Here is a 25,877-nt window from a genome sequence, read left to right as displayed (position 1 = left end):
TCTTTCTAAATTAAAGATAATTCTTCTCCAGGCTTAATTTCGTCGTCAAGTAATTTCTTTTTTATTTCTTCTAGTTTTATTTTAATTTCTTTACCTTTATATCCTTTTTTCAATAAATCTTTTCCTGAGATCAGAAGAGTTAATTCATCAAGTTTTTTTAGGTAATTATAAAAGTAAGATAAAATATCGTCTGGGATTTTTGTAGCCATAAATATTAGTTGTTCATTGTCTAGTGATGAACATCTTTCATAGAAAAAAGAAGGTTTAAAAATATCCTTATACTGCTTTCCAAACGATTCTTTTATTAAATCATTAATTTCTTCATAAAGAGAGTTTACCTGTTGAAGTTTACTGATATAATCTTTAGGTAGCCCATATCTTTGTACTACCCGTTTTAGAGACTCAACAGGAGTATATTGTACCAAAACATATAAAACAACATGAAAAATCCTAACATTTTTAGTATAACTTTTCAAATTGTTATTGAAAAAATCAATAACTTGGAATAGTTTTTCTAATTCTTTTTGTAGTGTTGGTGTATAATATGTTTTTTCAAAGAGGTGTGAAATGATATTTAAGTTTCCCATTCTTTCTATAGCTTTCAAAGGTTCAGGTTCATTAAGAATTTTTTCAAACTCCTCTCTTAGTCTCATTCCTGTAACTTTTTCCAAATATTTTCCTTCAACAGCTTCTATTAATTTATTCAAAGTATAAGGTTCTATTTCAAATCCGAATCTTTGTTCAAATCTTATGGCTCTAAGTACCCTTGTAGGATCTTCTATGAAAGAGAGAGGATGTAATATTCTGATTTGCTTTTCATCAAGGTCCTTTCTAGAATTAAAGAAATCTAATAAAATACCAAAAGATTCAGGATTTAACTTTATAGCCATTGCGTTAATAGTAAAATCTCTTCTAGCAAGATCTTTTTTTATCGTTGAAAATTCGACTGTTGGTAGTTCTCCTGCTTCTTCGTAGTATTCGGTTCTAGCGGTTGCTATATCAATTCTTATTATTTTATGTGAAATTCTATAAAATAATGAGCAAGTATGGAATTTTTCATGTTCAACATATTTAGCATTTAATTGTTTTGCAGCATATCTTCCAAAAGTTAAAGCTTCTGCTTCAACAACAATATCTATATCATAATCCATGAAAAGGAATTTTTTAGTATTTTTATCGTTTTGTTGTTTTGATTTAATAGCTAGTAGCAAATCTCTTACAAACCCACCTACTACATATACATTGACATTTTGTTCGTTGCCATAATCTCCCAGTAATCGAAGTAAATTTAAAATTGAGGGGGGCAAAAATTCTTCCATATATTTTTTTAGATTTTGAGATTCATATTTTTCTTTTAAAAGCGGATTAACAGAAAAATTGAACACGCCGTTAGAAGCACGGACAAGATCAGTTCTTGTTATAATTCCAACGAGAATACCATCTTTTATTATAGGGATTCTTCCAATATCTTCTTCTGCCATCATTCGACGAATTTGTGACAGAGAAGTTTCGACATCGGCTACTTTTAAATTTGTGCTCATTACAGATTTCACGGGAGCATTTTTTAAACCATGATTCATAGCTTTTTCAATATCTTTTTTAGTAACCATTCCAACTAGTTTATTATTTTCTATAACAGGAAGTCCAGAATGTCCTGTTTGATACATTATTTCATAAGCTCTTTGAACAGTTTCGTTAGATAAAATTGTTCTTACAGGTGATGACATAATATGTTTTGCCTTTAGAACAGGGATAAAAGAAGATTTTAATTCTGATTTTATTTTATTGATTACCTTTGTAGGGCTTTGACCTTTAACTTTTGCTGCACCTGCTTTTTTATGGCCACCACCACCAAAAGAAGTCAGAATTTTGTTTAGGTCTATTTGATTACTCTTTGATCTTGCTACAATGTATATTGTTTTAGCAATTTTGACGATAACAAATAGCACATCTGGGGTTAAAGTTTCAAACAATTTATGGGTTATTATATTTAACCCACCAATAAATTTTTCGGATTCAGCATAGGCTATATTCACACAAATTTCGTCTAAGTAAAATTCTTCTATATTATTGTAAAGTTTGTCAAATAATATTTTTTGCTCTTGTGTCATTTCTAATGACACAAATTCTTCAATTTCCTCTACTCTTGCACCGGTTTTAATTAGTCTTGCGGCTATATCGTGATCTTCCCAACTGGTCGTAGGATATACAAAATTACCGGTATCTTCATGAATAGCTATTAAAAAAAGAGTTTTAAGTGTATCAGAAAAAGGAACGCCCTTTTCAAACAATATTTCAACCAAAATAGTTGTAGAACTACCTACCGGTTTGGAAAAATTGTTTCCATTAATGTTTTGCTCTTTTAATTCCGGATGATGATCATAAATATCAACTGGTAATCCTTCTTCTATTAAAAATTTAATTGACTCCGGAATTCTATTTATATCTGACGTATCGACAACAACAATTTTATCAAAATTTTTATTTTTAATTTGTTCTTCGAACTCGTCTTCAAATTCGTGAGACTTTTTGTAAGGTATATCATATATGTTTAAAAATTCTTTTAAATTTTGTTGGGGCTCTGAATCAATAATAATAATCGAATCTTGATATAACAATGAAGCTGCAATTGAGGCAGCAAAAGCGTCAAAATCAGGGTTCTTGTGAGTTGTTATTAAAACTTTTGGTTTCAAATTTACCTCTCCTTATGTCAAGCTTTTATGGAATTATTATAGCATATATTTAGAAATATGTCTTTGATATTATATACTATCATCTTTGATTAATTATTATATTTAAAGGTTAGAAATTAAATAAAAGATAGATATCTTATAAGATTTTTATTTTTTGGTAGTGAGGGAACCAATAGCCAAAGGCAAAGGTGCCCAACGTGAGGTGGAATCTGAAGAAGCTGGATGCAAAATATTGGTTTGATGAACAAGAACAACATACAAGGCTGAAATGGAACAAATCCTTTAATTCTATTGAACCACCGTATACCGAACGGTACACAGGATAACGTGAATAGGAGGCTACGCAATTAATAGGTAGCCTCCTATTCGATTGGTGGGCAGGGGCAGAATCGAACTGCCGACACACGGATTTTCAGTCCGTTGCTCTACCGACTGAGCTACCTGCCCATTCTACTGTATCTGGAATAAAAAAGAGGATGGTGGGCGCTGCAGGACTTGAACCTACGACCTTCTGCTTGTAAGGCAGACGCTCTCCCACTGAGCTAAGCGCCCGTCAACACACGGTAACTCATTAAAAACTGGCGCCCCCAACCAGATTTGAACTGGTGTCTTTGGCGTGAAAGGCCAATGTCCTAGACCGCTAGACGATGGGGGCTTGCTAGGCTAATTGTTTAGCCTGAAATATATTACCATAAAAATTGCATTATGTCAAGCTGTTATCTTTAATTTTTGCAAATTTTCTTGCAACATTTGTAATATCCCCTGCTCCTACAAAAAGTAGAATTGCATTTTGCTCTTCTAACAAATCAGAGAATATAGCTTCTTCAGCATTATAAAATTGTGAGGGTGTATTCTGAGCTTTTAAGAGTTCTACAATAGTTCTTTCATCAACTCCATTTAGTGGTTCTTCAAAAGCAGAATAAAGCCTATAAACATAAACTTTGTCAGAATTTTTTAATACCTCCACAAAATCATTCAAATGGAAATATAGTCTAGAAAATCTATGAGGTTGAAATATAGTAATAATTTTTTTGCCTGGAAAATATTCTTTGGTCGCTTTTATTGTAGCAAGTATTTCGTCTGGTGTATGAGCATAATCATCTATTATACAGATATCATCATTTTTGAATATAATATTGAAGCGTCTATCAACGGAAATATAATTGTACAAAGAATCTCTTATACTTTGAAAATCTATTCCAAATTCTAAAGCCAATGCACATGAAGCTAAAGCATCATAAGCATAGTGTAAACCAGGTAACTTTAATGTAATTTTTCCGAATAGTTTATCCTTTTTGTATACCTCAAATTCCTGAATTTTTTCGTTTTGGACCCTATTTTTAAGTATATAATCAGAATCATTTCTTAATCCAAAGTAGAGAACGTTTTTTCCAACGAGATTCCAAGAAGAGAGAACAGGATCATCTTTACAAAGGAAAATGAGTCTCCTTGTATTATTAATGAATTGAAAAATAGAGTATTCTAAATTTTTAAATTTGTTATCATAGTGTTCTAAATGGTCTGGTCTTAGATTGGTGACGATTGAATAATCAGTGCATGTGTCTTTTATGAATCCATCACTTTCATCAACTTCTGCGATTATTAGATCGTTACCATACCTAAAATTTCCGTCTTCCAAGGAGGAATGTATTCCCCCTAAAAAAACTGTGGGGTCTTTCTTTGCATCTTTAAAGATTTGAGACAACATTGCTGTGGTGGTTGTTTTTCCATCTGTACCAGTTATTCCGATGGATAAATGATTTTTAAGTATTTCATTTAATAATTGCATCCTGTAAAGAACCTTTATGTTTCTTTTTTTTGCCTCCAAAATTTCTGGATTGTTATCTTTAACAGCAGTGGATCTAACTAAAATATCAACATCTGGAAGTGAATAATTTTGTTCTAATTTTACTTTTATACCTTTTCTTTGAAGGTATTCAACTCTTTCGTTTATCTCATTATTTGAACCACAAACATTTTCAACTCCAGAAACGTAATATTTGTAGAGCGCTAATGAACTCATTCCTATTCCGCCAATACCAGAAAAATAATATCTCATATATTCCTCCTGATGAATTCAAGGTAATTCATATTAGTTTTTAGTCTACCAGATTAAGTAACTAGAAATTGTTAAATTTTTTTATTTCTTCAATATTATTGATAATAATTTCTATTGCTTGATTATGTTTTGGAACATATTCATAATTTTGTGATTTAATTTTTATAGAATTAATGAAGTTGATTAATTTGGTTAAATCAATATTTTGATCATCAAAAACCTCAGCTTTGCCTAGCTTTTGTAATGATAGAGCATTCTTGAATTGATGGTTTTCTGCAGCTCCCTTCCAGGGAATTAAAGCAGCTTGTAAGTCATAAAATAAAATTTCAGCGATTGTTGTTGCACCCGCTCTGCAGACAACACCATCACATACCGCCATTATTTTATATAGATCGTTTATGTAGTCGAAAGTATGCACATTTTCAAATTTAGAAAATTTATCGGGATTTTTTGTTATGTGAATATAGTTTGTAGATTTATCCTGTAAATAAACCCTATACATTATATCATCTATTTCTTCAGAACTCAAACTTCCTCCAAAAACCAAAATACACCTTTTATTTAAATTATTTATCCCAAATTTTTTAAGGTATTCTCTTGTGAGCTTTTCATCAGGAGTTCTGACGGGGTTTCCTGATAGTATACATTTTTCGTTTATTAAAGTTTCTTCAAAACTTACAAATACTTTTTTGGCATATTTCGTGAGGAATTTATTTGAGATTCCCATTATAGAATTTTGTTCATGAAGATAAAAAGGTATCTTTTCTTTTGTTAAAGCCAATCCAACAGGAACAGTAACGTAACCTCCTGTAAGAAATGCGAAATCAGGATTAAAAGTTTTTATTATTTTTCTAACCTTTTGGGTATCTTTAAGAACTGCAAACATTCTGGTAATATTTTTAGGGTTATATATAGGTCTTTCAAGACCTTTGGTATCTAATGTATACATTTTTGCTTTAGGAAAATCTTTTGCTAAGTTATGTTCTTCAATTCTTCCTTTAGTAGCAAAGTAGATGATATCCAAGTTTTGGTAGTTTGTATCAAGATATTTTAGTAATGCTAAGGCAGGATAGTAATGTCCACCAGTGCCTCCTCCACAAAAAACTACTTTGAGTCTTTTATTGTTCTTCATTTTCTTCTCCAGTCTTCCTTATGTCTGAATTATTGTATATTAATCCTAATGCCCAGCCTATAGCTGTAAGAGTTACTATCATAGAAGAGTTTCCATAACTCATTAGCGGCAAAGTGACCCCAGTTACAGGCATCCATGGGATACCTAATCCAACAAGGGTATTTATCATAACTTGAATGAAAATCCAAGAAGCCGTGGCTCCACAAAAAATAAATGTTGCACTATCTTTTGTTAAGTATGCCATATAAACTAGTTCATGACATAAAAAAAGAAATAATGTAACTACTATAGCTATTCCAATTTTTCCCCATTCTTCACCAATTACTGCAATTATAAAGTCGCTGTATGACTCAGGAACATAATATTTCTCTTCTCCAGCAAATGGTCCTTTTCCAGCAAGTCCCCCTCCGGTTATAGCATCTCTAGCTCTTTGAGATTGGAAGGGATCCTCTTTGGTTAATCTTGATATTTGATAAGATTGAAGAAATTTGTCTTGAAATATAAAGATAGTAATTCCTAAAACTAACATAAATACTATAAAAAAAATCAATACACTTTTATCTTCAATACCCAAAAACATAGTGATTAATGATATAACTAAGATTAATAGTGTAGTACTTAAATCAGGTTCTAAAAATATAAGAAAAATACTTAATAAACAAAGAATTAGAGGAATTAATACGTTAGTTAAAATATTTTTCTTATTTTTTAGTTTTGAATAATAAAAAGCTAAAAAAGCTGGTAAAATTAGTTTTGCAAGCTCAGAAGGCTGAAATTGAAATGGTCCAAAATTCATCCACCTTGTAACTCCAGCAATAGGAGGAGCAAACAAGACAATCCCCAAAAACATATTTAAAAATATATAGAAAGCTAACATAATTAAAGAATTTTTTATAAATAAATTACCAAATAAAAAAGCAAATATAGCTCCGATAAATCCAATAATTAAACCTATAATGTATGTTTTGAATTTTTGTTCAGGATTTATTTCTTTTATATTTTGCATTGCAAATAAGGAGCTATACACAAACATTATTCCAACAAACAATGTAATTCCTAAAACTATAAAGAAAAATAGAAAATTAGTTTTTATATTTTCTTTAGAAGCTCTCATAATACAGTTTCCTCAATTTGTTCACCAAGAATTCAAAATGTTTTCCTCTTTCTTCAAAGTTATTATAAAGGTCAAAACTGGCTCCTGCTGGAGAAAATACAATGTTATCGTTTGGTTCCCAAAATTCTGGTAAGTGTAAAAATACATCTTCTAAATTATCATAAAATATAAATTTATCATCCAGAGAATATTTTATTAGTTCATCTCTCATTTTGCCGAACACAAAAACTGCCTTTGCATATTGATCAAGTTCATTTAATAGAGATGAAAGGTCTTCATTTTTTGGGATTCCTCCTAGTATTGCAATATATTTTTTTCCTCTAAAACTTTTGTATGCATTATAAGCAGAATGAGCATTTGTTGCTTTAGAATCGTTATAAAACTTTATTTTATTTATTTCATCTACAAATTCTAGTCTGTATTTTAAAGGTTTGAAAGAAGATACTGCTTCTGAAATTAGGTTTTCTGGTATACCTAAGTTCAAAGACGTAACTACTGCTGCTATGAGATCCTCTTTTAGAATGTCTAGCATAAAAATATCATTATCAATTTTTACATTTTTATTTTTATACGTAACGTACTTTCCATCAAACATATCTTTAGAAAAAAATAGTAGACTGTTTTCATTTTTATGTTCATGAATAGTCAGATTATTTTTTGCATCTTCATTGACTATAGCTATTCCACCGTTATCTACAGACCTTCTAAGCAATTTTTCTTTAGTAGAGTAATAATCTTTGAGATCATGATGCCAATTAAGATGATCTGGAGCTAAATTAATTAAAACAGAAATCTCAGGCGAAAAAATTTTTGACCAGAAAATTTGAAATGAACTCACTTCGACAACATAGTTTTGTAAATCTTCAGGAGCGTTTATTAGAGGTATTCCAAGGTTGCCTCCAACAAATGTTAATGGTTCATAATGTTTTAATATATGACCTATCAAACTTGTTGTTGTCGATTTTCCGTCAGTACCAGTAATAGCTATGAAAATTGATTCTTTATTAACCTTTTTTATTAATTGCCATGAGTATTCAACTTCTGTTGTATAATTAATATTATAATCAAAAATTATTTTAGCAGCATCACTTTGAGGGGATATCCCTGGACTAACTATTGCTAAATCACATTTTTTTAATAGATCGCCATGTTCTATTTCATATTTAATATTATTAGCCTCGAAAAATATTTTCTCTTCTTTACTAAAGTCCCTATTTTGACTAACAAATATCTCATCCTTGCTATTTTTAATTTTATTTAATAGATCTTTATTACTTATCCCGTAGCCAACTAAGCATATTTTCATAATAACCCTCCTAAAGCTATAAATCCAACCAAAAAATTAACTAGCCAAAATATCATTACAACTCGCTCTTCACTCCATTTTTTTAATTCGAAATGATGATGAATAGGAGCCATTAAAAATACACGCTTTTTCCTGAGTTTAAAGCTACCAACTTGAATTATAACGCTAAACATTTCTAAAATAAATATAAAACATGTGAATAATGTAAATAGTTCAATGGAACTATAAAGGGCTAAGCATCCCAATAATCCACCCAAAGCGAGAGAACCAGTATCACCCATAAAAATTTTTGCGGGTTTAATGTTAAAAAATAAATAAGCAATTACTGGTAAAATAAGTATTGATGTACTTTCAAAGTTTAACCCAGCAACTATGGCAGTAAAGAAAGCAGATATAATGTATATTCCACCTGCTAGTCCATCCAAACCATCTGTTAAGTTCGTAGCATTTGTCATACCTGTCAGGTACAAAACTCCCCATACCGGATAAAAATATTTTAAATCTATAATATTTCTAGAAAAAGGTATTTTTAAATGAGTGTGATAATTAAATTTATATATTAAAATAACTATAAATGCAGAAAATAAAAGTTGGAGACCTAGTTTTTGGATAACATTTAATCCCGTCGCATTTTTCTTTTTTATGCTTGAATAGTCATCTATAAAACCTACTAATCCAAAGAGAATAATCGAAATTGCCATTAGTAAAAAAAGAAAGTCATTTGTTAGAAAAAAAGTGACGAGTAATAGCAAAAACATTGCGATTACAAATAGTAATCCACCCATCGTTGGGGTTCCCTGTTTGTAGTTATGAAGGTCCGGGCCTTCTGGTCTGATATACTGTCCAAACTGTTTTTTCTTAAGCCAATTGATGTAAATAGGATATAAAAATATTAAAAGACCAAAAGCACAAACGGATAGTAAAAATAGTGTATAATTCATATTTCCTCCTTTAGTAATTCTATCGTACAGTCTTTAAAAACTATGAAACAAAGATTCCTTCGACGGAAAGGGCTCCACCCTGTGTCCATTATAAATTCAAAAACAGTAATTAACAATTACAACTTTTCGGTTCTTGACCCAATGGTGGGGAAAGACTCCACCTTGTACCCACTCAAATTAACTTATTTGACGCATTGAGACAAATTAAAGGAAACGTTCTCAAAACTGTCTCAATAAATAATAAAAATCTTTTTTAGATATAAAATTAGAGATTATTTTTTAAATACTCATAAATTCCAGTAGAATTAGAGGCTTTTATGTATATTAAACCTTCTTTTATTTCTGATATTATTTTTGTGATATCGTCTAAACTTTCAAATTTTATAATCTTATCTTGATTTTGCAATAAATAATTTAATTTATTATCAGGGTCATATATATAAATTTCATCAAAAATCTCTTTTGCTTCACTCAAAACTTTCTCATGGTAATATTTTGAATATTCGCCTAATTCTTTCATTTCTCCCATTACTAATATTTTTGGATAAAAATCTATTTGAGAGATACTTTTAAATGCACTATTAAAAGAATCATAAGAAGCATTATAAGAATCATTTATCACCAGGGTATTTTCTCTAGTTATTGTTTGAAAGCGTCCCTCTGGTATATCAATATTACATATGATAAAAGGATCTAAAGGTAGTTCTATATATGTTAAAAATAACAATGTAGAAAGTAAATCAAGAATTTGCCCTTCACTCCAATATTTGTTTAAAGTAAGCATAAGATGATTACCTAGTATTTTTGCATAAAAAGTTGTGGTGTAGTTTAAATTATATTCATAACCTTCCAAAACTGCATCATTTGATTTTTTTAATCCAAAAGATAAAGTTTTCAATCTTTTTGGTGCAAGTTCTTTTAATATAGGATAATCTCCATTTAATATTAAAAGACCTTTGTTCATGTTGTTGGTAATTTTCATTTTTTCTTGGGCGACATTTTCAATGGTTTCCAAAAACTCTAAATGGGATGGACCAACATTTGTTATGAAAGCAACATCAAGTTTGTAAAAACGAGTAACAAAATCAAGGTCTCCTTTTTGTTTAAGACCAATTTCAATTATTGATACATCTTCGTTTGAATATTGATTTAAAATAGAAAGAGGGATTCCTATCTCTGTATTCATATTTAACTCATTCCTAAAAGTTGTAAAAAATGGCGATAGCAAATGATATAAACACTCTTTTGTTGTAGTCTTTCCTGTAGAACCAGTGATACCTATTTTGATTTTTGAATTATTATTGACAATCTTGGAGGATGAAATTAACATTTCTTCTAATACATTATCAACTTTAATTATTTTATTGTTTGGTAGATTGTTAACAAAACTTGGATTGTCAATGACAACAAAATCTGCGCCATTCTTCAAAGCGTCTTCTATAAAAAAGTGTCCATCAGTGTTTTCACCTTTTAAGCACAAAAAAACTTCTCCACTTTTAATTTTTCTGGAGTCTATTTGGAATTTATATCCTTTCTTCTTTAACTCTTCAAGCATCTACCTTCTTAAGCCTCTCTTTATTGTTTCTATACATTTTGTTGCAACTTCATAATCGTTAAACTTAACTTTTTTGCCGTTTGCAAATAATTGAAATTGTTCATGTCCTCTTCCTGTTATAAGAACGATGTCTCCTTTATTTGCAAAGCTTAAGGCTGCTTCGATTGCAGTTTTTCTATCAGGAATAACCAAAAATTGTTTGGTTTGATCGATACCCTCCAATACATCTTCTATTATTTTTTGAGGATCTTCGTCTTTTGGATCATCATTTGTAAGTATTATTACATCTGCTTTTTGACTTACTACCTCACCCATTATCTTCCTCTTACCTTGATCTGCGTTTCCACCGGCTCCAAAAACAATTATTATTCTACCGTCTGTTAAACTAGCAGCAGTAGATAATACTTGTTCTAACGCATCGGGTGTATGGGAAAAATCAATAACACAATTAAAACCAAGACTTTTACTAGATGGAACGAGTTGAAATCTACCAGGAATACCTTTAAAAGAAGATACAGCCTTAATTATTAGTTCGGTTTCTATACCCAACAGTTTTGCAATTATAAAAGCATTAACAATATTGTAGATATTGAATTTACCGACTAATGGTGAAACAATTTCAACAAATTCATTATCTATAGTTTTCATTGTAAATTTGACTTGATGTATATTTTGTTCGAAATTTTTGATAACATAATCTGCAGATTCATCGAATCCATAAGTAATTAATGCTTTGTTTGAGGAATAGAAATCTTTTTTATTTAGTTTGTCAATATTTATTATAATTTTTCCATTTTCTTTTAAGAAATTCATTAAAGATAGTTTAGTTTTTTTATAATCTTCAAAATTTTTATGATAATCTAAATGGTCTCTTGTTATATTGGTGTATGAAATGATATCAAACTTTAGGTTTTCAATTCTTCGTTGATCTATTGCGTGTGAAGAGACCTCAATATTAATAATCTTACTATTACTTTCGGAGCTTAATTTTAATAATTCTGCTATTTCTAAAATTCCAGGTGTTGTGTTACGAGGCTGTTTGATAATTTGATTGTTAATTTTTATTTCAACCGTACTTATTAGCGTTGAATTTAGACCACTTTCAGTTAAAATGTGATGCACTAACGAAACTGAGGTAGATTTACCATTGGTACCTGTAACACCGACGATAGAAAAGTCATCTATCGATATGTTATTAAGTGAATAAACCAAATCAGCAGTTGCTTTTTTAATATCTTTTACAATAATATAATTAATTAATTTATCTTTTGGTAATTTGTCTTCATTTTCAGCAATAATTAGGGATGCCCCATTCCCTAATGCATAATTAATATAGTCATGTCCATCAGCTTTATGTCCTTTGACCGCTATAAAAATATCGTTGTTTTTAACTTCAGAACTGTTGTCTTTTATTCCTTCAACAATTATTTCTTCTCCGTTTAAAGAAAAACTCTTTATATTTCCTTCTAATAACAACTTAAAATCATTAGCTTTGAGTTTCACATAATAACCTCCTTGATTTTGCAATTTTACTCACTTTAGAAATTCTAAAATTCTTATTGTATTTATGTTTTAGAATCGATTTTTTTACAAAATACCTCCTCATTTTTAAAGTCACTATCTTGATTTTTTAACTTTTTTGGTACTTGTACCAAATGCAGAGGGAGGGCTCCGCCCTGGACCCACTATAAATTTCAAAAACGATAATTAATAATTACAATCTTTTTTGGTACTTGTACCAAAGGCAGAGGGAGGGCTCCGCCTTGGACCCACTATAAATTAAAAATTTATTTATTATTTTTTCCGACAGAAAACACCAACTTCAATAGGTTAGGGATTAATGCTGGTTACCGCTACACTCAAAATCCTTTCTCATATTACAGAACACGGACTTGTGATATTTTGACAGGGTTGCTTATTTTGGACAACTTAATATAAGTTCCCAGTTTTTGTACTCCTTTAATAATACATTTTTGCCAGTCATAGAGTACTGTATCTCCTAGTTTATAAGGATATCTTCGTTTGCGGATACTTATTCGTCCTGGAGATACCTTTTTCTCACTGTATTTTCTCAAATTTTCAGTATTGAGATTTTTGTTTCTTGTTCTGCGACCACAATTTAATTCCTGCCCATTTACCTTTTCACCAGTACGTAAGTCGAAATATTTAGCGTCATAAAACTTCTGCAAACGACGGTTATTTCTTCTTACTTGTTGAACAGTGATATGGGTTCCGCAATTTATTTTATCACTTATAATCATATTTAACGTATATATCTTATATTTTATTTGTTAAAATATATTTTAAGTAAGTGGAATGAATTTTGTTCTAACTTTTTTTGAAATAAAAATTAAGTTGTCAAACTGTTTTTAAGATTCATAAAGGTTATAACAAAATATAATTTACAATATGGTAAACAAAAATATTTGATAATTTATTGAATAATTGTTATGATATATTTAGCACTCAAAAGTTAGGAGTGATAAAATGAACATACGGCTTCAAGAACGTCAAAAAGAAATACTGAAAAGTATTGTAGAAATATATATAAAAACCAATAAGCCTGTTAGTTCAGAGGATGTATTAAATAATTCAAATATAAAAGCTAGTAGTGCGACCATAAGAAACGATATGCAAAAGTTACAAAAATTAGGATACATTTATCAACAGCATTCAAGCGGTGGAAGAATTCCACTTGATCCAGCATTGAAAATCTATTTTGAGATGATTAAAGAGGCTTATGATGTAAAAGTAAATCACATCGAGTTACCAAAAAAATATAAATTTTATGATTTAAATCTTCTGTTTCAAAATTTAGCATTATTAATTTCTCAAGTTTTGGAAGGGTTAGTTATTTTTGAGTACCCTAATCCAAAATATGTATATATTACAAGAGTTACAGTAACCCCGCTTACAGAAGAAAACAGTGTGATTACTATATTGACTAATTTGGGATTAGCCATTTCAAGAACAGTAGAAATATATGGATTGCCTGTCTCTGAGGAACTTGAAAAGATACTTAACAATGCGTTAGTAGGAAAATCGTTTGAAAAAATATTTTCATTTTTATCGACTAAACAAATTGAAATAGAGGATCTTAGGATAACAAATTTTGTAGAAATATTAGAACATTTAACAGATGAATTTAAAAGGGTTCGATATATTTCTGTTGGTTTAGAGAAAATCATATCAAAATCTCAACCTGACTTAGACACTATTGTAACTTTGGCAATTTTGGTTGAAAATGATAAAATAAAAGAGGAATTTTTTACACGTTTGGATTTCAGTCCTGATATAAAAGTTTTTTTCGGTAAAGATATTAACTCAAAAACTTTAAAGAATTTAGCTTTTTTTACTACAACTTATATATTAAATACAAATATATTAGGTAAAGTTTTATTTATTACCGAAAAATATTGTAACTATGAGAAAATTTATTTAATATTAAAAGAATACACATCCCGACTATCTGAAATTATATCAAAAAATTTTTAAATAAAATTATTTTAATATATAATTTATGGCAAGGACTAATTTTTGAGCTATTTGAGGCTGTATCTTATTGACTTTTAAAATAAAGTTTTTCGGCTTGATTTCACTTTAAGATGTAAAAATTACTTTGGTAATCTTCTTTTAAAAAAATGCAGTAAGTAATGGTAAATGTTTTAGGAGGTGTATCTTTGATGGAAGATAAAAAAGAGGTTATAGAAAAGAATTGTGGCAAGAATAATATGAATGGTGAGTCTAATTCTAATGTGACAAAAAATGTGGACTCATTGGATGAAAATGTTGAAGCGTTACAAAGAGAAATTCAAGAATTAAAAGATAGAATAGAAAAGATAAAAGATGAGAGAGAAAAATACAAAGATTCTCTCTATAGATTATCGGCTAAGTTTGAACATTATAAGGAAATGGTGGAAAAGGAAAAAAGAAATATACAGTTTAATACAAAAAAGAATATCGTTGAATTATTCCTGATACCTTTCGAAAAATTAAAAATTTCCATGAAATATAAAGATGATCCAGAATTTATTAAAGCAATTGAAATGATATATAAAGATATAATAAATGTTTTTAAAAATTTAAACTTGGAATTTATAGTGCCAGAAAAAGGGGACCAGTTTGATCCCTTTGAACATGAAGTAGTAGAGAAGTTTGAAACCGATGAAGTAAATGAATATTGTATTTATGATGTGCAATCAATAGGATACAAATTAGAAGGAGAAGTAATTAAGCCTGCAAGGGTTGTTGTTGCTATTAAGCCAAAAGATATTATTGAAAAAGGATGTAAGTCACAGAATTCAGAGGAGGAAGAAGATAAAGAAGGTGATCAATAATTATGCCAGAAAGAAAGGATTACTATAAAATATTAGGTGTTGATAGAAATGCTACTCCGGATGAAATAAAACAAGCTTATAGACAAAAGGTTAAGGAGTGGCATCCAGATAGACATATTGAGGATAAAGATATAGCTGAAGAAAAATTTAAGGAGATTCAAGAAGCTTATGAAGTATTGAGTGATCCAGAAAAAAGAAAACTATATGATAGATTTGGGTTTGTCCCAGACGAAAGCACAACCTATGCAAACCAAAGGACTGGTGGAGGTTTTGAAGATGTGTTCAGAGATTTTTTTGGTGACGCAGGCAGTCCTTTTGGTGATTTTTTTGATATGTTTTTTGGTTCTGAACCTGGGAGATCTGGTTCTTCAACCAAAAAGAGACGTAGACAAGAAAGAGGAGAAGATATTCATGTTGTCATGAATTTGAGATTAGAAGAAATTTTGTATGATGTTAAAAAGATAGTAGAATACAATAGGTATGTTATTTGTGAAAGTTGTAAAGGAACTGGAGCAGAAAATGGAACAAATTTTGAGACATGTCCAAGATGTAATGGTGAAGGAATTATTAGAGAAGAGGTAAGAAGTTTCTTTGGTTCTTATGTTAGATCTTATACGTGTCCTACTTGTGACGGAGTAGGAGAGATAATAAATCGAAAATGTTCAAATTGTAATGGTACAGGAAAAATATTTAAAAAAGAAAATGTCGAAGTCAATATTCCGGCTGGTGTTTTAGATGGTTATACTATGAAAGTTAGAGGAAAAGGAAATGCTGTGAAAAATGGAGGCCCCTATGGTGATTTGATTGTTCAAGTCAGAGTTTTACCTCACGAAAAGTTTATTAGAAGAGGTTCTGATTTAGAAACAGAAGTGACAATTAATTACATTAAAGCAGTTTTAGGAGGAAAGATTAAGATTCCTACATTAGAAGGTGTTATTGAAGAAGAAATAAAAGAAGGAACAAACCCTGGAACTGTTATCAGAATAAAAAACTTAGGACTGCCCGAATTTGGAGGAGGACGAAGAGGGGATCTTTATGTTAAAATTAATGTGGAAATTAAAAAACCCTCAAGAAAGGAGAAAAAAATTTTACAACAGTTAGCTGAAGAAATGAATGTAGAATGAAACGGCTTGTTGGGGGGTGAGTATAAATAGAAGGAGATTATTCAAAATTTAAGAATAAATTTTTACTAAAAGATTTTCTTATTATTACAATAGGAGTAATCATTACAGCATTTGGATTAGTGTTGTTTATGATTCCATATAATATTATTGCAGGCGGCGTAAGCGGCCTCGCAATTATTTTTAACCATTTTTTTGGTTGGTGGGTAGGATTACAAATGCTCATTTATAATTTAATCTTATTTTATTTAAGTTTTAAACTTTTAGGGACAGGATTAGGGGTGAAAAGTGTTTATTCAGCTATTTTGCTATCTCTGTTTACTGATCTTCTTCAACAAGGTTTTAATATGGATCAACTTATTCCTAACCTTATTGAAAAGTCAGGTAGTTCATCTATAGAAATTACTTTACTTTCAGCCTTTTATGGAGGATTAATAACAGGTTTTGGAATGGGTTTAGTCATCTGGAAGGGCTCTACAACAGGTGGAACAGATATAATCGCAATGATTTTGAATAAAGTGTTTTCAATTAGTGTTGGTACAGGTTTAATGATAACTGATACAATTATTACTGCATCTTCAATATTTATAAATCCATTACTCCCAATGTATGGAGTGATGGCTATTTTTATAACTGCTAGAACTATAGACGGCGTATTAGAGGGTTTTGAATCTACAAGAACAATTTTGGTAATAAGTGATCATTATGAAGATATTAAAAACGATATATTTAATGTTCTTGACAGAGGTGTTACTTATCTAAAAGGTGTTGGAAGTTTTTCTGGCCAAGATAAAATTGTTTTGATGGTTGTTTTATCGAGAAACGAAATTGGAACTTTAAAGAAGATTATTGACAATAGAGACAAAGAAGCTTTTATGGTTGTTTTGCCAAATGCAGAGGCAATTGGATATGGTTTTAAAAAAATTTCTTAAGCATTAAAAAAGGAGAGGACTGAAAGTGGATGATCCTGGTAGTTTATGGGGCTCATTAATATTTCTTATTGTACTTTTAATTATGTCTGGTTTTTTTTCTGCATCAGAGATATCTTTAACGGCCATAGGAAGGTATAAGATAAGAGAATTAATAGATAATGAAAAGAACGATAAGAAGAAGAAAAAATACAAAGATTTTATAGATAATCCAAACCACTATTTAACAACGATATTAGTGATGAATAATATTGTAAATATATTAGCTACCTCTATGGCGACCGTTTTTGCTGTGAGGCTAATTCCTTCATCACAAGGTACAACAGTAGGGGTAGTTACAGCTATAATGACTCTGCTTATACTAATTTTTGGAGAGATTACACCAAAAGTATACGCAAGAGAGATTTCGGTAAAATTTTTTAACTTTAGTTTTCCTATTATTTATTACTTGAACACAATATTATCTCCTATTGTTTGGTTATTGGTAAGTTTATCTAATATTGTTATTAGAACTTTTGGGGGAGAAACAATAAAAAATGCACCACCTTTAATTACAGAGAATGAAATCATTTCATATTTAGATATAAGTCATGAAGAAGGAGTAATTGAGAAAAGTGAAAAGTACCTTATGCAAAGAAGTTTAGAGATGAAAGATACCCCTGTAAAAGAAATTATGACACCTCGAGTTGATATTGTAGCAATAGAAAATACTGAAACTGTTGAAGAACTCATTAACATTATAAACGAAGAAGGATATTCTAGGATTCCTGTATATAAAGAATCACTCGATAATATTGTTGGTATAGTTTATGCCAAAGATATATTTCAAAAGATTGAAGAATTGGGAGATTTAGAAAAAGTAATGAAAATAAGGGTTTCAGATATCATGCGGAGACCATTTTTTGTACCTTTGACTATGAATATTAGAGATGTATTTAAACTTTTTCTTACTTATCATACACATATAGCAATTGTAGTAGATGAGTATGGAGGCACAGCAGGTTTGGTCACCTTAGAAGATATAATTGAGGAAATGACAGGAGATATTTTTGATGAATATGATGACTTTTCTGATGAAATAAATATTAAGAAGATAGAAGAAAATTCTATACTAGTAGATGGAGCAACGCCAATAAATGACATAGAAAGAGAACTTGATATAGATTTTCCAGAAACTGAATTTGAAACTATTGGAGGTTTTCTATTAGAACACTTTAAACGGTTTCCTAAGCCTGGAGAAAAATTTACAATTGATAATTATGAATTTGAGATAATCTCTGTAACAGTAAATAGAATTGATAAAGTTAAAATAACAGTTCATCCAGAAAAAAATGTAGAAGAAGGGGATGAAAAAAAAGATGAAGAATCAAACGATAGTAAATAAGTTATATGAAGAGGCATTAAAAGCACGAGAGAACGCCTACGCTCCTTATTCTAAATATAAAGTTGGCGCTGCCTTATTAACTGAAGATGACGAAATAATCACTGGCTGTAATGTTGAAAATGCCTCATATGGATTGACTATTTGTGCTGAAAGGAATGCCATTTTTTCTGCTGTAGCACGAGGAAAAACCAAATTTAAAAGTTTATTAGTTGTTGCAGAAGGAGAAGGCTTAGCGAAACCTTGTGGTGCTTGTAGGCAAGTTATGAATGAATTTGGTGATTTTGACGTGTATTTAGCAAATACCAAAGGAGATATTGAGAAGTCAACAGTAAGTGAACTATTACCTAAATCTTTTGGACCAAAAGACTTATAGTAATTTCAAAAAATCTTAATATCAATTAGAATTAAAAGGAGTTAAAAATGAAGTTAATGGAGCAAGAGGTTTCTAAAGAATTAATATTTAAGGGCAAAATACTTAATTTAGAGAAATATAATGTAAGATTACCTAATGGGAATATTTCAACTAGAGAAGTTGTGGATAATCCTGGTGCAGTAGCTGTTTTACCTATTGATGAAGAGGGTTATATATATTTTGTTAAACAATATCGTTTTCCAATTAGAGAAGTCTTAATTGAGATCCCTGCAGGAAAGTTTGATTCTCCTAACGAAGACCCTTTAGAATGTGGAAAAAGGGAGTTGGAGGAAGAAACTGGTCTGATGGCAAAAGAATGGATATATTTGGGTTACATATATACAACGCCCGGTTTTTCTAATGAAAAAATCCACTTATATGCTGCCAAAGAATTACATAATGTTGGTTCTAAACCTGATGACGATGAGTTTGTAGAAGTTGTGAAAATCTACTCTGACGATGTTGAGCAAATGATTAAAACCGGAGGAATAACTGATTCCAAAAGTATTTGTGCTTTCTATAGATATAAGTTGTTAACCTAAAGTTTATAATAATAATATAATAATTGGAGGAATAAAATATGATTTCTGATGTAGTAAGAACTAGATTTGCCCCTAGTCCAACTGGTTTTTTACATGTTGGAGGTGCTCGTACTGCTCTTTTTAATTATTTGTTTTCTAAGCGATACAACGGAGAATTTATTCTTAGGATTGAAGATACTGATTTAGAAAGGTCCACAAAAGAATCCGAGGATCAATTGCTTAGAACTTTAAAATGGCTTGATTTAAAGTGGGATGAAGGACCAATTGTTGGAGGACCTTATGGACCTTATCGACAAAGTGAGAGGTTAGATTTATATCAAACAAAGGCTTATGAGTTGGTTAATAATGATAGGGCATATGAGGCTTACATTTATCCTGAAGAGATGGAAGAAATAAAAAGTCAGTTATTGAGTGTTGGGAAACCACCACATTATACATATGAGTTAATTTCAAAATATAATACTCAAGAAAGAATCAATGAATATAAAGAAAAAGGTTTGAAACCAGTTGTATTTTTAAAGATGCCTCAAAAAGATTATCAAATAAATGATTTAATTAAAGGTGAGGTAGTTTTTAAAAAAGGGGCTATTGGTGATTTTATAATCTTAAGAAGTAATGGAGTACCTACATATAATTTTGCCGTTGTAGTAGATGATATAGCCATGAAGATAACTCACGTTATAAGGGGTGACGATCATCTTTCAAATACTTTAAGACAAGTTGCAATATATGAAGCTTTTTCAGCAGAGATACCAGAATTTGCACATGTATCTATGATTTTAGGACCTGACGGTAAAAAATTATCTAAAAGACATGGCGCTACATCTGTTGAGGAATTTATTAAAAAGGGAATTTTACCTGAGGCTTTGGTTAATTATTTGGCACTTTTAGGATGGTCGCATCCTGAAGGAAAAGAAATAATGGATATAGAAGAAATTATTTTTAATTTTAGCCTAGACAGGGTAAGTTCAAGTCCTGCAATTTTCGATGAAGCAAAATTAAAATGGATGAATGGTCAATATCTCCATAGTAAAAGTATAGAAGAGATTTATAGCCTTGCAGAACCTTTTATAATTGAATCCAACTTATTAACAAAGGAACAATATGAAGTAAATAAAACATGGATAATGAAGGCAATAGAGACTATTATTACCTCTGTTGAAACGCTAAGCGAAATACCTGATGCAATAAGCGTTTTCTTAAAAGATATAACACCAAATCTTGGTGATCAAGAATTTTTAGACTATTTTAATAAAGATGGGGTCAGAGAAGCTATAACGTTGTTTTATGAGTACACACAAGAAACTGATAAATGGGATACTGAAATGATAACGGAAAACTTAAAAAAAGCAATCAAAGAAGCTAAACCGCAAAAAAAGGCATTTTATATGGCTTTAAGAAAAATATTGACAGATTCTTTTCACGGTCCTGATTTAGTTAACACAATTTATTTAATAGGACGTAATAGAATTATACAAAGACTTGAAAGGGTGGTTCAAGTTTGAACTATAAAATAAAGATATATGACACTTTATTGGGAAAAGTTGTGGATTTTATTCCATTAAAAGAAGACGAAGTTAAGATTTATTTATGTGGTCCTACTGTGTATAACCTTATTCATATTGGCAATGCTAGGCCAATAATTACTTTTGACGCATATCGAAGGTTTTTGGAATATATTGGTTATAAAGTTACAATAGTACAAAATTTTACTGATATTGACGATAAAATAATAAACCAAGCTTATAAAGAGCAAGTATCCTTTGACAAAATAGCTAAAAGATATATAATCGAATATTGGAAAGACATGGTGGCTCTTAAGGTTAGGGCTTTCAATTTTCATCCTAAAACTTCAAATTATATAGAAGAAATAATATGCTATATAGACAATTTGATAAAAAAGGGTTTTGCTTATACTGCTGAAAATGGTGATGTATACTTTAATGTGCGGAAATTGACTAATTATGGGGAACTTTCACATAGAAATACGAAAGATTTGATCTCAGGAAGTAGGATCGAGATTTCAGAATATAAAAAAGATCCTTTAGATTTTGCCTTATGGAAATCATCCAAAGAGGGTGAACCATTTTGGGTTAGTCCATGGGGAAAAGGAAGGCCCGGTTGGCATATAGAATGTACAGTTATGGCTACCGAACTTTTAGGCGATGCCTTTGATATACATGCTGGGGGGAATGATTTGATATTTCCTCATCATGAAAATGAAAGAGCCCAAGCTATAGCTAGTGAGAAACAGTTTGCAAAATATTGGATGCATAATGGAATGATTCAGCTTTCTCAAAATAAAATGTCCAAATCTTTGGGAAATGTATGGTTAGTAAGAGATTTATTAAAACAATTTGATTCTGATGTATTAAAAGTTTTTATTTTTAGTAAACATTATAGAGCCCCTATAGATGTTAATGAAGAATTACTTAGATCTCAGGAAATTTCTGTGAAAAGAGTAAGACAATCTCTGAAGGAAAGTGAAGAGTATTTTCAAGGGGTTGTTCCTTATTCAAAAGAAGGGGAGTATTTTAAGGAACAAGAACATTATTTACTTGAACAATTATCAAATGATTTTAATACACCTTCAGCAATGGCTAGACTTTTTGATTTATCTAGAGAGTTAAACAAGGCTTTAAAATCAAAAAATGATACAATGATAATAGATAATTATTATTTAATTAAAAATGTCTATGGTAGTGTATTTGGTATTTTTGAGAGTGACGCTGAAATAGAGATGCATGAGGTAGATGCAGAAAATATAATAAAAATTTTACTTGAAGTTAGATCAAGTTTAAGAGACAATAAATTGTATGAGCTAAGTGATTATATCAGGGATAGTTTACAGGAAATAGGTATTGAATTGAAGGATACGCCTGAAGGAACAAAATATATCTTCAAATCAGGAAAATCGGAAGCTTAATTGGTTAATAATTTATAAACTAATAGACAAAGAATTTGATCTTATATTAAATAAAGAATTAAAAGTGCGGAGTCCTCTTTCAATATAGATATCGAAAAAGCTAAAAGAAATGATGGTATATAAAATTCGTATTTGAACAGATTTCTGAAATAATTAAAATGTAAACCTTTGATAGAATTTAAGTTTAAAATTTCTAAATCGATTATATTAAACTTGTTTAGGAGGCTGATTATAATAGATGCTAATATTATCAATTCAGTATTGTCAGCTGTAAAAAATACTTTTCAAATAATAGCAAAAAAGGAATTAAAGGTTGATAAACCAAAATTGGTGCAAGAAATTCAAAAAGATTATGATGTTGTTACGAACATAGGTTTTACTGGTGTATTGGAAGGAAACATTATTTATTCATTTTCTGAGAAAGAAGCTATTAATTTAGTCAATGAGATGATGCAGGGAATAATGAATATTAATGAGTTGGATGATATGGCAATAAGCGCTATTGGTGAGTTTGGAAATATGATATCAGGTGCAATAGCTACGCATTTAGAGCAATATGGCTATTTAATAAAAGTTACACCTCCTTCAGTTATGAGAGGAAAAATTGTAAAAGTCAACGTTCGTGGAACAATATTATTATTTCCCCTTTATGTTTCAGGAAATAATGAAATGGATCTTTACTTTGTTTACAAAGAAACGAGATAAATACCTTTTTTAAATTTTAAAATCGAATAATACAGTTTTGAAAATAATTTAAAATATTGTACAATATATAGTGAAGCTCTATTTTATTAACAAGAAGGAGGGATAATTAATGCAAGATTATCATCAACCCTATGAAGAATTAAATCAACAGGATAGATCTTACGTTTATGCTCTTAATAGTCTTAAAGAAGAGATCGAGGCAATAGATTGGTATAATCAAAGAGCGGCTGTTTCAAAAGATAAGACTATTAAAGAAATAATGGAGCACAATAGAGATGAAGAAATTGAACACGCGGTAATGCTTATTGAATGGTTAAGAAGAAATATGGCAGGATGGGATGAACAATTGAGAAAATACCTATTTACTCAGGAATCTTTAATAGAAGTTGAAGAAGCAAATTCAGAAGATAATAACTCCGGAAAAGGTGATTTGGGATTAAGAAAATTAACAGACTAATTAGGGATTTTATTTTTGTAACTTCTAAAAGTAGAAAGGAGGGAATCAAATGGACTTTCTAAAGAGAGATTTGGCTCCCCTAACAAACGAAGCATGGGAAGAATTAGATGAAAGATCAAGGGAAGTTTTCAAAAGGAATTTAAGAATGAGAAAACTAATAGATGTGGAAGGGCCATATGGTTGGGATTTTTCTTCTTACAATTTAGGTACCCTTGATATGAAAGAAAATACAAAGAATGCTTTAGGATGGGGAATCAGAAATTCTTTACCATTAATTGAGGTTAGACATCCTTTTGAATTAGATATATGGGATCTTGATAATATAGAAAGAGGATCTGAAACACCAGATTTAGAACCATTAGAACTGGCTGCTGAAGCTTTATCAGAGTTTGAAAATAGAATAATTCTAGCAGGAGAAGAAAAGGCTAATATAGTTGGACTATTTAATATTGCAACTCAAAACTCTGTAAAAAGCTCCTCAGAAAAGGTTGAAGATTTTATCAGGTCTATTTTCGACGCAGAAAAAAAGTTTAGAATAAAAGGTATAGAAGGCCCCTATGCATTAGTTATTAATAAACAAGTTTGGGAAAGATTGTTTGTTCAACAAAGGTCATATCCTTTAACTCTTATCTTAAAAGAGATAATGAATTTAAAGGTTGAGACTATTAATGATCTAGAAACATCCTTTATTATTTCAACTCGTGGAGATGATTTTAAGTTAGTTTTGGGTCAAGATATATCATTAGGATATGAGACCAGACATGAAAACAAAGTTAAACTTTTCTTTACTGAATCTTTCACTTTTCATATAAAAACCCCCGAAGCAATAGTTGGTTTAGAGTTTTAAAGATTAACAAATAAAAAGCTGAGGCAATTGCCTCAGCTTTTTATTTAAATAGTTAAATATTCATGCTAACTTTCTCTTCTTCAAGTTTTATATAAATATTGTTTAAAGATTCTTTGATTACCTCGTTTCCCATTAATAATGACTGTTCTATCTTTTTAATCGAATGAATTATAGTAGAATGATTCTTATCTAATTTTTCTGCAATGTCTTTTGTTTTCATCTTAAAATTTGTTTTAAAAATGTAGGCAATCAACTGTCTAGCTAAAGCAATATCTTTTTTTCGAGAATTTGAAAATATTTCTTTCCTATCTAAATTAAGCTCTAATGCGACTGCGTTTATTACAGAATCTTCTTTAATAGAATCAATAACCTCTTTTGAATGGAACTTCATTTTATTGGCGTTCATTTTTATCATAGAATCTACAGTTTTTTTAGCGAAATCTAAGTCTACTTCTTTGCCAGAAATTTGACTTTGTAAGACTAGATTCATAATAGCTCCTCGAAGCCTTCTAAGGTTCTGATCTATATGTTCTGCTAAATAATAAGCAACATCGTCATTTAATTGAAAAGATATCATCTCTGCCATTTTTTTAGCAATTAGATACTTTGTTGCTTTGTCAGGAGCTTGTATGTCAGTGACAAGTCCCATTTCAAATCTACTAATCAATCTGGGATGAAAGGTAGAAAGGTCTTCTGGTGTTCTATCAGAACAAATAACGATTTGCTTTTGAGAGTTAAAAAGAGTATTAAACGTATGAAATAACTCGGTTTGTACAGTATTTTTACCAATTAAAAATTGAACGTCATCAATTAATAAGAAGTCAACATTTTTTCTAAATTTTTCTCGAAATTTATCCATGCCACTAGATCTTATACCGTCCATCATCTCGTTCATAAAATCTTCAGCGGTTACATACTTTATTTTCATATCAGGCGAGTGATCTAGTACATAATTAGCGATAGCATGAAGAAGATGCGTCTTTCCTAATCCAACATCGCCATATATAAAAAGAGGATTAAATTTGCCTGGGTTTTTTGAAACTTCCAAGGCTGAATAATAAGCCATTCTGTTACTTTCTCCGACAACGAAGCTCTCAAAAGTAAACTCCGGATTAAATTCTGAAAGTTTTAAAGGTCTATTTTTTATAATTGGCCCGGTAACAGAATTTTTGCTTTCTCGAGTGATAGGTATCTCTCTAAATTCTACAGACACTTTTTTACCCAATATATTAGAGAGTGTATCCTGTATTATTGTTCCAAACCTTTTTTCTACGGTTTCTTTGATGAATATATTTCTTAGACCCATGATAATTTTTTTATCATTTATCTCTAATATTTCGGCAGAAGTAAGCCAGTTGTTCCAAGTATCTCGAGAGAGATTAGCGCGAAGTTTCTCAAGTAATTCATCTTTATCCAT

Annotated in this window: 22 protein-coding genes and 3 tRNA genes; 12 read left to right on the top strand and 13 right to left on the bottom strand. The window is 30.2% G+C overall.

Features of this window, described 5'->3' with window-relative positions:
* Window positions 1-5: 5 nt before the first annotated feature.
* The 12 genes from DTL3_RS00125 to DTL3_RS09560 form a co-directional block, all read right to left on the bottom strand.
* Window positions 6-2,693, bottom strand: a complete 2,688-nt coding sequence (locus DTL3_RS00125; RefSeq protein ID WP_045086998.1) for a CBS domain-containing protein — start codon at window positions 2,691-2,693, stop codon at window positions 6-8.
* A gap of 371 nt (window positions 2,694-3,064) precedes the next feature.
* Window positions 3,065-3,140, bottom strand: a tRNA-Phe gene (locus tag DTL3_RS00120).
* A gap of 30 nt (window positions 3,141-3,170) precedes the next feature.
* A tRNA-Val gene (locus DTL3_RS00115) sits at window positions 3,171-3,245 on the bottom strand.
* Between the two features lie 27 nt (window positions 3,246-3,272).
* Window positions 3,273-3,348 (bottom strand) — tRNA-Glu (locus DTL3_RS00110).
* A gap of 48 nt (window positions 3,349-3,396) precedes the next feature.
* The gene (gene murC / locus DTL3_RS00105) at window positions 3,397-4,752 is read right to left on the bottom strand and encodes a UDP-N-acetylmuramate--L-alanine ligase (RefSeq protein WP_045086997.1); all 1,356 of its coding nucleotides are present in this window, start codon (window positions 4,750-4,752) and stop codon (window positions 3,397-3,399) included.
* A 61-nt stretch (window positions 4,753-4,813) separates the two neighbouring features.
* Window positions 4,814-5,884, bottom strand: coding sequence for a UDP-N-acetylglucosamine--N-acetylmuramyl-(pentapeptide) pyrophosphoryl-undecaprenol N-acetylglucosamine transferase (locus DTL3_RS00100; protein WP_045086996.1), 1,071 nt, complete (start codon window positions 5,882-5,884; stop codon window positions 4,814-4,816).
* The gene (locus DTL3_RS00095) at window positions 5,871-6,998 is read right to left on the bottom strand and encodes an FtsW/RodA/SpoVE family cell cycle protein (RefSeq protein WP_045086995.1); all 1,128 of its coding nucleotides are present in this window, start codon (window positions 6,996-6,998) and stop codon (window positions 5,871-5,873) included. The genes DTL3_RS00100 and DTL3_RS00095 overlap by 14 nt, the downstream gene beginning before the upstream one ends.
* A complete protein-coding gene (murD, locus tag DTL3_RS00090; protein ID WP_045086994.1) occupies window positions 6,985-8,304 on the bottom strand; it encodes a UDP-N-acetylmuramoyl-L-alanine--D-glutamate ligase in 1,320 nt (439 codons plus the stop codon). Before murD ends, DTL3_RS00095 begins: the two co-directional genes overlap by 14 nt.
* Entirely contained in the window at window positions 8,301-9,245 is a 945-nt protein-coding gene (gene mraY, locus DTL3_RS00085) for a phospho-N-acetylmuramoyl-pentapeptide-transferase (protein WP_045086993.1), read from the bottom strand. The genes murD and mraY overlap by 4 nt, the downstream gene beginning before the upstream one ends.
* A 265-nt stretch (window positions 9,246-9,510) precedes the next feature.
* A complete protein-coding gene (locus DTL3_RS00080) occupies window positions 9,511-10,800 on the bottom strand; it encodes a Mur ligase family protein (RefSeq protein ID WP_045086992.1) in 1,290 nt (429 codons plus the stop codon).
* Window positions 10,801-12,303 (bottom strand): UDP-N-acetylmuramoyl-L-alanyl-D-glutamate--2,6-diaminopimelate ligase, encoded by a 1,503-nt coding sequence (locus DTL3_RS00075; RefSeq protein ID WP_052670173.1) that lies wholly within the window; start codon window positions 12,301-12,303, stop codon window positions 10,801-10,803. It abuts the gene before it with no gap.
* A gap of 374 nt (window positions 12,304-12,677) precedes the next feature.
* Window positions 12,678-13,061: a hypothetical protein gene (locus DTL3_RS09560; RefSeq protein ID WP_171820561.1), complete on the bottom strand. Its 384-nt coding sequence runs from the start codon at window positions 13,059-13,061 to the stop codon at window positions 12,678-12,680.
* A 226-nt stretch (window positions 13,062-13,287) separates the two neighbouring features.
* On the opposite strand from DTL3_RS09560, the gene DTL3_RS00065 reads away from it, so the two are divergent.
* The 12 genes from DTL3_RS00065 (at window position 13,288) to DTL3_RS00010 (ending at window position 24,460) form a co-directional block, all read left to right on the top strand.
* A complete protein-coding gene (locus tag DTL3_RS00065) occupies window positions 13,288-14,295 on the top strand; it encodes an HrcA family transcriptional regulator (RefSeq protein WP_045086990.1) in 1,008 nt (335 codons plus the stop codon).
* Between the two features lie 188 nt (window positions 14,296-14,483).
* Window positions 14,484-15,137, top strand: a complete 654-nt coding sequence (locus DTL3_RS00060) for a nucleotide exchange factor GrpE (protein ID WP_052670172.1) — start codon at window positions 14,484-14,486, stop codon at window positions 15,135-15,137.
* A 2-nt stretch (window positions 15,138-15,139) separates the two neighbouring features.
* Entirely contained in the window at window positions 15,140-16,261 is a 1,122-nt protein-coding gene (gene dnaJ, locus DTL3_RS00055) for a molecular chaperone DnaJ (protein ID WP_045086989.1), read from the top strand.
* 26 nt (window positions 16,262-16,287) lie between these two features.
* A complete protein-coding gene (locus DTL3_RS00050; RefSeq protein WP_045086988.1) occupies window positions 16,288-17,190 on the top strand; it encodes a YitT family protein in 903 nt (300 codons plus the stop codon).
* Window positions 17,191-17,215: 25 nt separating this feature from the next.
* On the top strand, window positions 17,216-18,571 hold the full coding sequence (locus DTL3_RS00045; RefSeq protein WP_045086987.1) for a hemolysin family protein: 1,356 nt from the start codon (window positions 17,216-17,218) through the stop codon (window positions 18,569-18,571).
* On the top strand, window positions 18,546-18,944 hold the full coding sequence (gene cdd / locus DTL3_RS00040; RefSeq protein ID WP_045086986.1) for a cytidine deaminase: 399 nt from the start codon (window positions 18,546-18,548) through the stop codon (window positions 18,942-18,944). The genes DTL3_RS00045 and cdd overlap by 26 nt, the downstream gene beginning before the upstream one ends.
* A 47-nt stretch (window positions 18,945-18,991) precedes the next feature.
* On the top strand, window positions 18,992-19,525 hold the full coding sequence (locus DTL3_RS00035; RefSeq protein ID WP_045086985.1) for an NUDIX domain-containing protein: 534 nt from the start codon (window positions 18,992-18,994) through the stop codon (window positions 19,523-19,525).
* Between the two features lie 38 nt (window positions 19,526-19,563).
* Window positions 19,564-21,030, top strand: coding sequence for a glutamate--tRNA ligase (gene gltX / locus DTL3_RS00030; RefSeq protein WP_045086984.1), 1,467 nt, complete (start codon window positions 19,564-19,566; stop codon window positions 21,028-21,030).
* 8 nt (window positions 21,031-21,038) lie between these two features.
* Window positions 21,039-22,451, top strand: a complete 1,413-nt coding sequence (cysS, locus tag DTL3_RS00025; protein WP_045088481.1) for a cysteine--tRNA ligase — start codon at window positions 21,039-21,041, stop codon at window positions 22,449-22,451.
* Between the two features lie 261 nt (window positions 22,452-22,712).
* Window positions 22,713-23,156 carry a chemotaxis protein CheX gene (locus DTL3_RS00020; protein ID WP_231854013.1) on the top strand — a complete coding sequence of 148 codons (444 nt, stop codon included), beginning with the start codon at window positions 22,713-22,715 and terminating at the stop codon, window positions 23,154-23,156.
* Window positions 23,157-23,265: 109 nt separating this feature from the next.
* Entirely contained in the window at window positions 23,266-23,613 is a 348-nt protein-coding gene (locus DTL3_RS00015) for an encapsulin-associated ferritin-like protein (protein ID WP_045086983.1), read from the top strand.
* Between the two features lie 49 nt (window positions 23,614-23,662).
* Window positions 23,663-24,460 (top strand): family 1 encapsulin nanocompartment shell protein, encoded by a 798-nt coding sequence (locus DTL3_RS00010; RefSeq protein WP_045086982.1) that lies wholly within the window; start codon window positions 23,663-23,665, stop codon window positions 24,458-24,460.
* 52 nt (window positions 24,461-24,512) lie between these two features.
* Here DTL3_RS00010 and dnaA read toward each other — a convergent pair whose 3' ends face one another.
* On the bottom strand, window positions 24,513-25,877 hold the full coding sequence (gene dnaA, locus DTL3_RS00005; RefSeq protein ID WP_045086981.1) for a chromosomal replication initiator protein DnaA: 1,365 nt from the start codon (window positions 25,875-25,877) through the stop codon (window positions 24,513-24,515).

This window comes from Defluviitoga tunisiensis, from assembly GCF_000953715.1.
Lineage (GTDB): Bacteria > Thermotogota > Thermotogae > Petrotogales > Petrotogaceae > Defluviitoga > Defluviitoga tunisiensis.
The sequence above is the reverse complement of the archived record's forward strand: the minus strand, read 5'-3'. Positions and strand labels throughout refer to the sequence as shown.

Excerpts from the sequence above, each read along its gene's own strand:
- DTL3_RS00060 (WP_052670172.1), top strand. The coding sequence starts at position 14,484 with ATGGAAGATAAAAAAGAGGTTATAGAAAAGAATTGTGGCAAGAATAAT.
- cdd (WP_045086986.1), top strand. The coding sequence starts at position 18,546 with ATGAAGAATCAAACGATAGTAAATAAGTTATATGAAGAGGCATTAAAA.
- DTL3_RS09560 (WP_171820561.1), bottom strand. The coding sequence starts at position 13,061 with ATGATTATAAGTGATAAAATAAATTGCGGAACCCATATCACTGTTCAA.
- dnaA (WP_045086981.1), bottom strand. The coding sequence starts at position 25,877 with ATGGATAAAGATGAATTACTTGAGAAACTTCGCGCTAATCTCTCTCGA.
- DTL3_RS00015 (WP_045086983.1), top strand. The coding sequence starts at position 23,266 with ATGCAAGATTATCATCAACCCTATGAAGAATTAAATCAACAGGATAGA.
- DTL3_RS00035 (WP_045086985.1), top strand. The coding sequence starts at position 18,992 with ATGAAGTTAATGGAGCAAGAGGTTTCTAAAGAATTAATATTTAAGGGC.
- DTL3_RS00065 (WP_045086990.1), top strand. The coding sequence starts at position 13,288 with ATGAACATACGGCTTCAAGAACGTCAAAAAGAAATACTGAAAAGTATT.
- DTL3_RS00080 (WP_045086992.1), bottom strand. The coding sequence starts at position 10,800 with ATGCTTGAAGAGTTAAAGAAGAAAGGATATAAATTCCAAATAGACTCC.
- DTL3_RS00095 (WP_045086995.1), bottom strand. The coding sequence starts at position 6,998 with ATGAGAGCTTCTAAAGAAAATATAAAAACTAATTTTCTATTTTTCTTT.
- DTL3_RS00010 (WP_045086982.1), top strand. The coding sequence starts at position 23,663 with ATGGACTTTCTAAAGAGAGATTTGGCTCCCCTAACAAACGAAGCATGG.
- mraY (WP_045086993.1), bottom strand. The coding sequence starts at position 9,245 with ATGAATTATACACTATTTTTACTATCCGTTTGTGCTTTTGGTCTTTTA.
- murD (WP_045086994.1), bottom strand. The coding sequence starts at position 8,304 with ATGAAAATATGCTTAGTTGGCTACGGGATAAGTAATAAAGATCTATTA.
- gltX (WP_045086984.1), top strand. The coding sequence starts at position 19,564 with ATGATTTCTGATGTAGTAAGAACTAGATTTGCCCCTAGTCCAACTGGT.
- dnaJ (WP_045086989.1), top strand. The coding sequence starts at position 15,140 with ATGCCAGAAAGAAAGGATTACTATAAAATATTAGGTGTTGATAGAAAT.
- DTL3_RS00100 (WP_045086996.1), bottom strand. The coding sequence starts at position 5,884 with ATGAAGAACAATAAAAGACTCAAAGTAGTTTTTTGTGGAGGAGGCACT.
- murC (WP_045086997.1), bottom strand. The coding sequence starts at position 4,752 with ATGAGATATTATTTTTCTGGTATTGGCGGAATAGGAATGAGTTCATTA.